Raw genomic sequence first — 9,147 nt, forward strand, 5'->3', positions numbered from 1 at the left:
GAGTCTTTTGTCACGAAGAAGCGCGACAAAGCCGCCGCGCTGAAATTCCTAAAGAAAGCAATGAAGAGATGCGGTAATCCACATGTCGTCGTGACAGACAGATGCTCTTCTTATCGGGCGGCTATGAAAGTGATTGGGAACGAGGGCCGCCAAGAGACTGGCCGGCATCTCAACAATCGCGCCGAGAATTCCCACCTGCCCTTTCGACGAAGAGAGCGAGCAATGTCGCGATTTCGTCGTATGCGAAGTCTGCAGAAGTTCGTTTCAATGCATTCGTCAGTGTACAATCACTTTAATTTCGAAAGGCACATCAACCCCAGAATTCAATTCAAACAGAAACGCGACGCCGCTCTTCGCGAATGGCGCGACCTTCTCGTCGCCTAGCACCTGCTCGTTCACGAATAATGGAGACGGGTTCGCGTTAGACTGACACCACCCAGTAAGTGTATCATCTTAACTGCGCGGTCCGTTGAAGGCCTCGTCGAGCAAATAACCTTCAAGAGTCTCAGCCATTCAATAGATTACCGCTTCACTATGTCCAAGCCTGAGGGAAATTGCTGTCTTTACATATAGACTAAATTGAGCTTTGGATCGTGACCATGCACCGTCTGGTAGCTCTTCTCTGTGCGATTTTCGCCATATCACCATTCCTGTCAGGGGCGGCGCATACGCGTGCGCATGCTGAAGAGCTGCATCATGTGATGCCAATCGATCATCATCTTGATGAGCAGGGCCTCGGTCATGACACTCTGTCCGATCTGGACGATGAGCACTCGCACGAGCTTGATCATGAGGATCACCCTCCGGAACTTCATTTTGTTGCGCTTGGCATTTCTTCACCGACTGGTCTCGTCAAGTCAGTTGTGCCTTTTGTAAGGCTTGTATCCGGTCCGCCATCCTATCGCGGACCCATCCGCCTGAAAGATCCGGATCCCGAACGAATTTCAGCCTGAACATAATATCGTACATTGTTACGCCATGCGGGCGTCCAATGTTTGCTTGTTCAGCCTGGAGTAAGTTTCATGGCACTTAAAATTATAGGCTGCGCCTTGATCATGGCGTTGCCACTTCTGCCGGTCAGCGCGCAGACATCCGTTTGTGAAGCAGGCGAAGATCTCGAAATTGTGACGTCCTCTCAAGCCATGCGGGCTGCACTTGACGCCGACTTGCGACCCATCCTGGCGGACAAGGGTGTGGCCCTGGCCCGCACGGAACGGACGATTGCTGCACTTCGCCCAATGGATACGATCAGTCTCGAAACGGAAAATTTTCCAGGCATCGGTCTGGCGGGCGAGATCGACAATCTGGAAGTGACAGGGCGATTCTCAAGGACGTGGGAGCGCGGTGGCAAAAGAGAGGCGCGCGAAGCGGTGGCGCGCGCAGGGATAGCCGTTGCAGAAACTGAGCGGGAAATCATCGAGCACGATATCGCTCACGCGATTGAGACGCTGTATGTTGAAGCTGTCCTCCTGGAGCGCCGAGCCGATCTCGCCTGCAAGCGGGTCGCGATTTCACGGTCTTTGAAGGAAATTGTTGATCGCCGCGTGGAAGCTGCCCGAGACCCACTTCTTGCGCAGGCGCGGTCAGTGACGGACCTCGCTAGGGCTGAGGCAGAAGCGCTTCAATACCACCGCCTCGCCGCCGAGCGGCGTATGACCATTGCCAGTATGTGGGGCAGGGCGGAGGATTTTGCGATCGAGCCTGGATTCATTGAGCGCCGCTTGAAATCAGGCCAGCTGGATATTCCAGGTGTGTACTCACCTGAATTCGAAAAACTGCAGGCGGAAGACCGCCGCCTTGCGGCTGAGACAGAACTTCGAAGGGCGGAAGCAGTGCCAGATGTGACTTGGAGCGCGGGTGTTCGGAAATTCGGATATCGAGAAGACATTGGCGTCATCGCCGGTGTCTCCATCCCTCTGGGTACGCAGAGTCAGTCAGCTGCCAAAGTTGCCAAACACCGGGTTCAACAAGAACTCGTCGCTGTCCGCGAACGTGTGCTGCGCCAGCAATTGCTGCGTCAGGCAGTCAACTATCAGCGCGCGGCGCAAAACGCGCAGGCCAGCATACGAGATATAGATGACGTTTTACTTCCTGAAGCGATCCGCGCGCTTGATCTGGCCCAAGAGGGGTATGACCGCGGCGCATTTTCGTACCTCGAAATCATCGATGCGCAGCGAACACTTGCTGAACTGCGTGAACAGCGTCTCGGCCATATCGAGACCTTCATCCTGAACGAAGCTGCTCTTTCCCGCGTCACGGGCCGGGAAGACTGGCAGTCCATCGTGGAGACTGCACAATGAATCCTCGCATTCTTTATCCTGTTGCCGCTGCAGTAATTGCAGCGCTGATGACCCTCACCGGCTGCGGCAGCCAGAATTCAGCGCCAGGCGATGGCGACAATATTCATACTGGGGCCGGAGAATCTGAAACTGCGGAAGGGCCTCATGGAGGACGTCTGTTGGAAGAAGGGGATTTTGCGCTGGAAATGACGATTTTTGAGTCAGGTGTCCCGCCTGAGTATCGAATTTATCCTTTCCTTGCAGGTGAACCTGTTGATCCGTCCCGTGTCGCGCTGACAGTTCGCCTCGACCGACTTGGAGACGAGGAGGATATTTTCGAATTCTCTCCGGTTCAGGATTATCTGAAAGGCGACGGTGTCGTTACCGAACCGCATTCTTTCGAGGTCTTCGTCGACGCCCAACATCAGGGCACGTCTTACTCTTGGAGTTATGAATCCTTCGAGGGCCGCACCACGATTGCCGACGACACAGCTGTGTCCATGGGTGTCGAGACTGAAATTGCCGGTGCTGCGGTGATCAGGGACATAATTCCTCTCTCGGGCGTGACGGCCCTCTCGCCATCTGCGACCGCGGAGGTTCGGGCCCGCTACCCCGGTCCAGTCCAGTCGGTCAGCGTCGGCGTGAATGATATGGTTCGCAAGGGACAGACGCTGGCGCGCGTCGAAAGCTCCTCCAGTCTTCAGAGTTATTCGGTCACCGCGCCGGTATCGGGGACAATCCTTGAACGCAACACCAATGCGGGCGATGTCGCGGGCGATCAATCTCTCTTCACGATCGCTGACCTCAATCAGTTGGAGGCGCGTCTGCACGTCTTCCCTAACGATGCAGGGAAGGTGAAAACAGGTCAGAGCGTCCGCATGGGTGTTGCTGGGTCTGACCTCGAGTTTGCGTCAGAGATCACCCGCTTTCTGCCGATATCGGGCGAAAATACGCAGACTCGTATCGCCGTAGCCCCCGTGCCGATCGAAGCGGCAATGACCCCTGGCATGCGGGTCATGGCGAGCGTTGTGACCGGAGAGTCTGAAGTGCCGCTCGCCGTGAGAGAATCCGGGCTGCAGAGCTTTCGTGACTTCACCGTGGTCTACGCAAAAGTGGGCGAGACCTACGAGGTCCGGATGCTCGACCTGGGAGAGAGCGATGGTGAATTTGTCGAAGTCCTTGGCGGGTTAGATCCCGGCACTGAATATGTCAGCGCCAATTCCTTCCTCATCAAAGCCGACATTGAAAAGTCCGGCGCCAGCCACGACCATTAGGAGACAGCCATGCTTGAGAGCATCATTCGATTCTCGATCAGCCAGCGCTGGTTGGTCCTTGCTGTTGTATTCGGACTTGCCGCACTCGGTATCTACAATTTCAACCGGCTTCCGATCGATGCCGTTCCTGACATCACAAATGTCCAGGTGCAGATCAACACGGAAGCCCCCGGCTATTCGCCTCTGGAAACCGAGCAACGCATCACGTTCCCGGTAGAGACCGCCATTTCGGGTCTTCCTGATCTTGACTATACACGGTCGGTTTCCCGCTACGGATTGAGTCAAGTGACGGTGATCTTCGATGATGGCACCGACATCTACCGCGCCAGACAACTGGTTTCAGAAAGAATCCAGTCGGTTCGAGCCACACTTCCGGAAGGCGTGTCGCCTGAACTCGGTCCTATCGCAACGGGGCTGGGCGAAATTTACATGTACATCCTTTCGGCTGAGCCGGGCGCACTCACTGAAGATGGCGCACGGTACACGGCGATGGATTTGCGCACGCTCAATGACTGGGTGGTCTTGCCTCAGCTGCGCACGGTCGAAGGCGTGACGGAAGTCAACACGATCGGCGGGTTCAAGAAGGAAATCCATATCCTGCCAGATCCGGCAGCCCTCGCCGGATTCGATCTAACGCTAGACGATATCATCGGCGCTGTGGAAGCGAATAATGCGAATACCGGCGCAGGCTATATTGAACGTCATGGTGAGCAGAACCTGATCCGGGTTCCCGGTCAGGCGAATTCGCTTGACGATCTTCGCAACATCACCGTGAAAGACACCGGCGCCTTCGGGATCCGGTTGTCAGATGTCGCAGAAATAACCATCGGTGAAGAACTCCGGACTGGCGCTGCAACCCAGAACGGTGAGGAAGTTATTCTTGGTACCGCCTTCATGCTGGTCGGCGAAAACAGCCGCACAGTATCAGTCGCAGTTGACGAGCGGGTGGACGAAATCCGGCCTGGTCTGCCTGATGGCGTCCAGATCACGCCAGTCTATAATCGCACGACTCTGGTCGATGCGACGATCGCAACCGTCGAGAAGAATCTGGCTGAGGGTGCGTTACTGGTTATTCTCGTCCTGTTTCTCCTGCTCGGAAATATACGGGCAGCACTCATAACGGCGGCGGTCATTCCCGTGGCGATGCTGATGACTATCACGGGGATGGTCGAGAACAATGTGTCGGGCAATCTGATGAGTCTCGGCGCGCTCGATTTCGGCCTGATCGTTGATGGCGCTGTTATCATTGTCGAAAATTGCCTCCGGCGATTTGCGGAGAAGCAGGGGAGCCTCGGTCGCTTGCTGACCCGCGAAGAGCGATTTTCCCTGGCAGCCGAAGCGTCCAGTGAAGTGATCAAACCATCGATATTCGGCGTGATCATCATCACGGTGGTGTATTTTCCAATCTTTGCCCTGACGGGGATCGAAGGGAAGATGTTCCACCCGATGGCCTTCACTGTGGTTCTGGCGCTCACCTCGGCCCTGATCCTCTCGCTGACTTTCGTGCCAGCTGCCGTCGCGCTTATTGTCCGCGGCAAAGTCACGGAGAAGGAAAGCCGCCTGATGAGGGGGGCAAAGTGGCTTTACCGGCCGGCTCTTAGCTTCGCGCTACGTGTTCGATACGCTATTGTGATCGGAGCCGTTGCGCTCGTCGGCATCGGTGGCTGGGAGGCAACCAAGCTAGGTTCGGAGTTTATTCCAAACCTTGATGAAGGCGATATAGCCCTCCACGCTTTGCGCATTCCAGGCACAAGCCTGACTCAGGCGATTGAAATGCAGGAAATGCTCGAAGCGAGGATCGTGCAGGTCCCGGAGGTCGAACGCGTTTTTGCCAAGATCGGCACGCCTGAAATTGCGACCGATCCGGTGCCTCCGAGTGTGGCAGACACATTCGTGATCATGAAACCACGTAAGGAATGGCCGGACCCCAGAAAGCCAAAATCGCAACTTGTCTCCGAGCTACAGGCAGTGGTCGAACAGATACCTGGCAGCAAGTATGAGCTGACCCAGCCGATTGAAATGCGGTTCAATGAGCTGATTTCAGGGGTCCGCGCAGATGTCGCCGTGAAAATCTATGGCGATGATCTGGAAACACTGGAAGCGATAGCCGATCGGATTCAGGAGATCGTAACCGGCACGGCTGGCTCCGCCGATGTGCAGCGCGAACAAGTTACGGGCCTGCCTATCTTGTCAATTCGCCCTGACAGGGATGCGCTTGCAAGATACGGATTGAACGTCGGTGACATCCAGGCAGTTGCGGCAACGGCGCTGGGGGGGCAAGTCGCCGGACGTTTTTTCGAAGGCGACCGCCGCTTCGATATCGTTGTCAGATTCCCCGAATATTTGCGTACGGATGTTGTGGCGATCCAGCGTCTGCCTGTCCCTCTGCCGGAAGGCAGACGGTCCGGCGATGGCGTTATGTTCGTGCCTCTGTCTGAAGTAGCGAGCGTCGACATCGCCCCGGGCCCCAATCAGGTCAGTCGCGAGAACGGCAAGCGCAAGCTTGTTGTCACCTCAAATGTGAGAGGTCGGGATCTTGGCTCATTTATCACCGAACTGCAGGATCGCGTATCGGACGGCGCTGACCTCCCAGCCGGCTATTGGATCGAATATGGCGGAACGTATGAACAGCTTGTCTCTGCCAGTCAGCGCCTGTCGGTTGTGGTGCCCATCGCGCTGCTGATGATTTTCGGTCTGTTGCTGATGCTGTTCGGCACCCTGAGGGATGCCGCGATCGTCTTCTCGGGAGTCCCTCTCGCACTGACGGGAGGCGTGGCAGCGCTCGCCTTGCGCGACATGCCATTCTCGATATCCGCGGGCGTTGGATTTATCGCCCTCTCCGGCGTCGCCGTGCTCAATGGTGTGGTAATGCTCAGTTTCATTCGCCAGCGCCGCGAACGGGGAGAGGCCTTGGACGAGGCGATCTATGAAGGGGCTTTGCAACGGTTGAGGCCGGTGCTCATGACCGCGCTCGTTGCCAGTCTGGGCTTTATTCCGATGGCGTTCAATGTCGGGCTCGGCAGCGAGGTTCAACGACCTCTTGCGACAGTGGTGATCGGCGGAATTTTCTCCTCGACGCTTCTCACCTTGCTCGTTCTGCCAGCGCTCTACCGAATTGTTCATGGGGGAGAGAAAAGCTCACGACGTGAACCGTTGCTGGCGGACGAGCCGGTGCCAGCGGAATAGGAAGGGCCCTTCAGGCACACTTTCATGCTGGGTATTCTCACTGATCGTACCTATCGGCACCTTTTCCTTGCGCAGCTGGTTGCCCTGATTGGCACCGGGCTACTCACCGTTGCGCTCGGCTTGCTCGCTTTCGAGCTTGCAGGAAACGAGGCCGGGCAGGTGCTCGGCATCGCGCTTGCGATCAAGATGGTGGCCTATATCGCGATCGCTCCAGTCGTGGGGGCCTTCTCGTCCCGGCTCCCCCGCAAGACGTTTCTCGTGGCACTGGATATCGTACGGGCTGGCGTTGCGCTGTTCCTCCCATTCGTCACGGAGGTCTGGCAGATTTATGGATTGATCTTCGTCCTGCAATCGGCCTCAGCGGCCTTCACGCCGACTTTCCAGGCCTCGATCCCCGATATCCTGCCTGATGAGGAAGATTATACGAAAGCGCTCTCGCTCTCCCGTCTTGCGTACGACATGGAGAGCCTCACCAGTCCCCTGATCGCCGCCGCGTTCCTCACGGTGATCTCGTTCAACGGTCTGTTTGCAGGAACAGCAATTGGTTTCGTCGGCTCGGCGATCCTTGTACTAAGGTCGGGACTGGCCATAGGCCGCGCTGCAAAATTCCATAGCGGCGGGGTCTGGGCTCGCACCAGTCACGGCATGGTCATGTATCTGAAGACGCCTCGCCTTGTCGGATTGCTGGCGGTCACCCTCTCGGCCGCGGCGGCTGGATCTATGGTCACCGTCAACACCGTCGTCATCATTCGCGAGGAACTGGCGCTTTCCCAAGCCGCCTATGCGATTACGCTGGGCGCGTATGGCCTGGGCTCGATGCTCATTGCGCTGTCAGTCTCCAGTATTCTTCGAAAGCTAAGCGACCGGACGGCGTTGCTGGCCGCCTCGGCCTTTCTGACAGGCCTTCTGGCCGCACTTGCCGCGCTGACCCTCTTGATGGGAATTCAATGGCCGATCATTCTTGGCGGCTGGTTATGTCTGGGGGCGGCCTATTCCTTGTGTGTGACTCCTGCCGGTCGACTGCTCAGGCGCTCATCTCATGCCGACAACCGCACCACAATTTTCGCGGCGCAATTCGCGCTCAGCCATGCGTGCTGGCTAATTGCCTATCCCCTGGCAGGCTGGCTAGGTGCGTCGCTTGGCCAGTCAGCAGCCTTTGCCGGTCTCTGCGCTCTTTCCCTCGCGGGCCTGATAATTGCGGCGCGCGTCTGGCCAAGGCGCGATGTTACGCAAATCGTTCACGCGCATCCAGACCTTCCTGCCGACCATCCGCACATACGCGACGGTCATCAGCCCGACGAACCCGTCCATACTTTCGTGATCGACGATATCCATACTCAGTGGCCAAAGCCGACCTGAAAGGAAAGTATAGCTTTAAGTAGACAGCTTTTTACAGGGATCAGTTCACGGAATAGGTTGTGCTTCGCCCATCTCCAGATCGTCTGCACCGGGTCAATTTCCGAAATCATCGAACGCTATGCGGCTGTCCGGCACGTTCAGAGATTTTAACAAAGACAGAACCGCCGCCAGCATGGGTGGAGGACCGCATATATAAAAACTACACGCGTCGAGATCGGGATGTGAGGTGATACACTGATCGCGAACCAATTCATGGATCAAGCCGCGCGGACCAGACCAGGTATCCGTTTCCGGTGCGTCTGACAGGGCCACATGCCAGGAGAAATTTGGATATGCTGCCACAAGCTCTTCCAAATCTTCCTGATAGGCTAGGTGTTCCTGTGTTCTGGCCCCATACCAGAACGATATCCGCGAAGATGTGCGTTTTACCTTGAGCTGATCGAGGATCATGGATCGGATCGGCGCGATCCCCGCGCCGCCTCCAATGAAGATGATTTCATCGGCATCCTCATTGATATGAAAATCCCCAAACGGCCCACGCAGATGCAACGTATCACCGCTCTTCCGCGTGAGCAGGAATGCAGATCCGACTCCCACCGGGACGTCCATCATACCGATTTTGGGGAGCGCGAGGCGAATGCTCAACATGACCTTGTTCCCAAACTCGCCCGGGGCGTTTGCGAGGGAATAAGTCCGGAAGACCGGGACATTGGTGCCGAACGTCTTTGCGGCGCCAGACCTTTCCCACTGCGCCTTCACCTGATCAGGCAGGTCCAGCTCATCGAGACAGGATGTAAAGGGCGGAATTTCGACTTGAACATAGCTACCGGCCCGGAAGTCGAGCGGCGTGGGAAGCGACAGGCACAACTCGTACATGTCCGGCGTGATGAAGGTGGAAGAGACGACGACTGCTTTGATGTCAGTTGCGTCTAGCAGGCCATGCGGTAGCGTCACCGAAAGAGGGGAGGTGATCTGGTGCTGGCATGCCAGCCGGTATCCTTCCTCCAGCTCGGCGTCCGGTATTTGCCGGCGGTCAGCCGGGAAGATCA

Annotated in this window: 7 protein-coding genes; 5 read left to right on the plus strand and 2 right to left on the minus strand. The window is 56.8% G+C overall.

Annotated features, from left to right (window positions below; all coding sequences use genetic code 11):
- Window positions 1-384: DDE-type integrase/transposase/recombinase (locus B4F73_RS11700; RefSeq protein ID WP_290481597.1), on the plus strand; the 384-nt coding region annotated here is incomplete at its 5' end.
- A 269-nt stretch (window positions 385-653) separates the two neighbouring features.
- On the opposite strand, the gene B4F73_RS11705 is transcribed toward B4F73_RS11700, so the two are convergent.
- On the minus strand, window positions 654-815 hold the full coding sequence (locus B4F73_RS11705; RefSeq protein ID WP_290478570.1) for a hypothetical protein: 162 nt from the start codon (window positions 813-815) through the stop codon (window positions 654-656).
- 207 nt (window positions 816-1,022) lie between these two features.
- Between B4F73_RS11705 and B4F73_RS11710 the strand changes: the two genes are divergently transcribed.
- From B4F73_RS11710 to B4F73_RS11725, 4 genes are read left to right on the plus strand one after another with little or no spacing between them, the layout of a single operon-like run.
- Window positions 1,023-2,300 (plus strand): TolC family protein, encoded by a 1,278-nt coding sequence (locus B4F73_RS11710; RefSeq protein ID WP_290483330.1) that lies wholly within the window; start codon window positions 1,023-1,025, stop codon window positions 2,298-2,300.
- Window positions 2,297-3,553 carry an efflux RND transporter periplasmic adaptor subunit gene (locus B4F73_RS11715; RefSeq protein ID WP_290483331.1) on the plus strand — a complete coding sequence of 419 codons (1,257 nt, stop codon included), beginning with the start codon at window positions 2,297-2,299 and terminating at the stop codon, window positions 3,551-3,553. Before B4F73_RS11710 ends, B4F73_RS11715 begins: the two co-directional genes overlap by 4 nt.
- Before the next feature lie 9 nt (window positions 3,554-3,562).
- Window positions 3,563-6,739 (plus strand): efflux RND transporter permease subunit, encoded by a 3,177-nt coding sequence (locus B4F73_RS11720; RefSeq protein ID WP_290483332.1) that lies wholly within the window; start codon window positions 3,563-3,565, stop codon window positions 6,737-6,739.
- 24 nt (window positions 6,740-6,763) lie between these two features.
- Window positions 6,764-8,098 (plus strand): MFS transporter, encoded by a 1,335-nt coding sequence (locus tag B4F73_RS11725; protein ID WP_290483333.1) that lies wholly within the window; start codon window positions 6,764-6,766, stop codon window positions 8,096-8,098.
- 93 nt (window positions 8,099-8,191) lie between these two features.
- Here the strand turns inward: B4F73_RS11725 and B4F73_RS11730 are convergent.
- A partial coding sequence (locus B4F73_RS11730) for an NADH:ubiquinone reductase (Na(+)-transporting) subunit F (protein WP_290483334.1) occupies window positions 8,192-9,147 on the minus strand: 956 nt, incomplete at its 5' end.

Source organism: Hyphomonas sp. UBA3601 (genome assembly GCF_002375605.1).
In the GTDB taxonomy this organism is placed as follows: Bacteria; Pseudomonadota; Alphaproteobacteria; order Caulobacterales; family Hyphomonadaceae; genus Hyphomonas.

Coding starts and splice junctions, on each gene's coding strand:
- B4F73_RS11705 (WP_290478570.1), bottom strand. CDS start 815: ATGAAGTTCCGGAGGGTGATCCTCATGATCAAGCTCGTGCGAGTGCTC.
- B4F73_RS11710 (WP_290483330.1), top strand. CDS start 1,023: ATGGCACTTAAAATTATAGGCTGCGCCTTGATCATGGCGTTGCCACTT.
- B4F73_RS11715 (WP_290483331.1), top strand. CDS start 2,297: ATGAATCCTCGCATTCTTTATCCTGTTGCCGCTGCAGTAATTGCAGCG.
- B4F73_RS11720 (WP_290483332.1), top strand. CDS start 3,563: ATGCTTGAGAGCATCATTCGATTCTCGATCAGCCAGCGCTGGTTGGTC.
- B4F73_RS11725 (WP_290483333.1), top strand. CDS start 6,764: ATGCTGGGTATTCTCACTGATCGTACCTATCGGCACCTTTTCCTTGCG.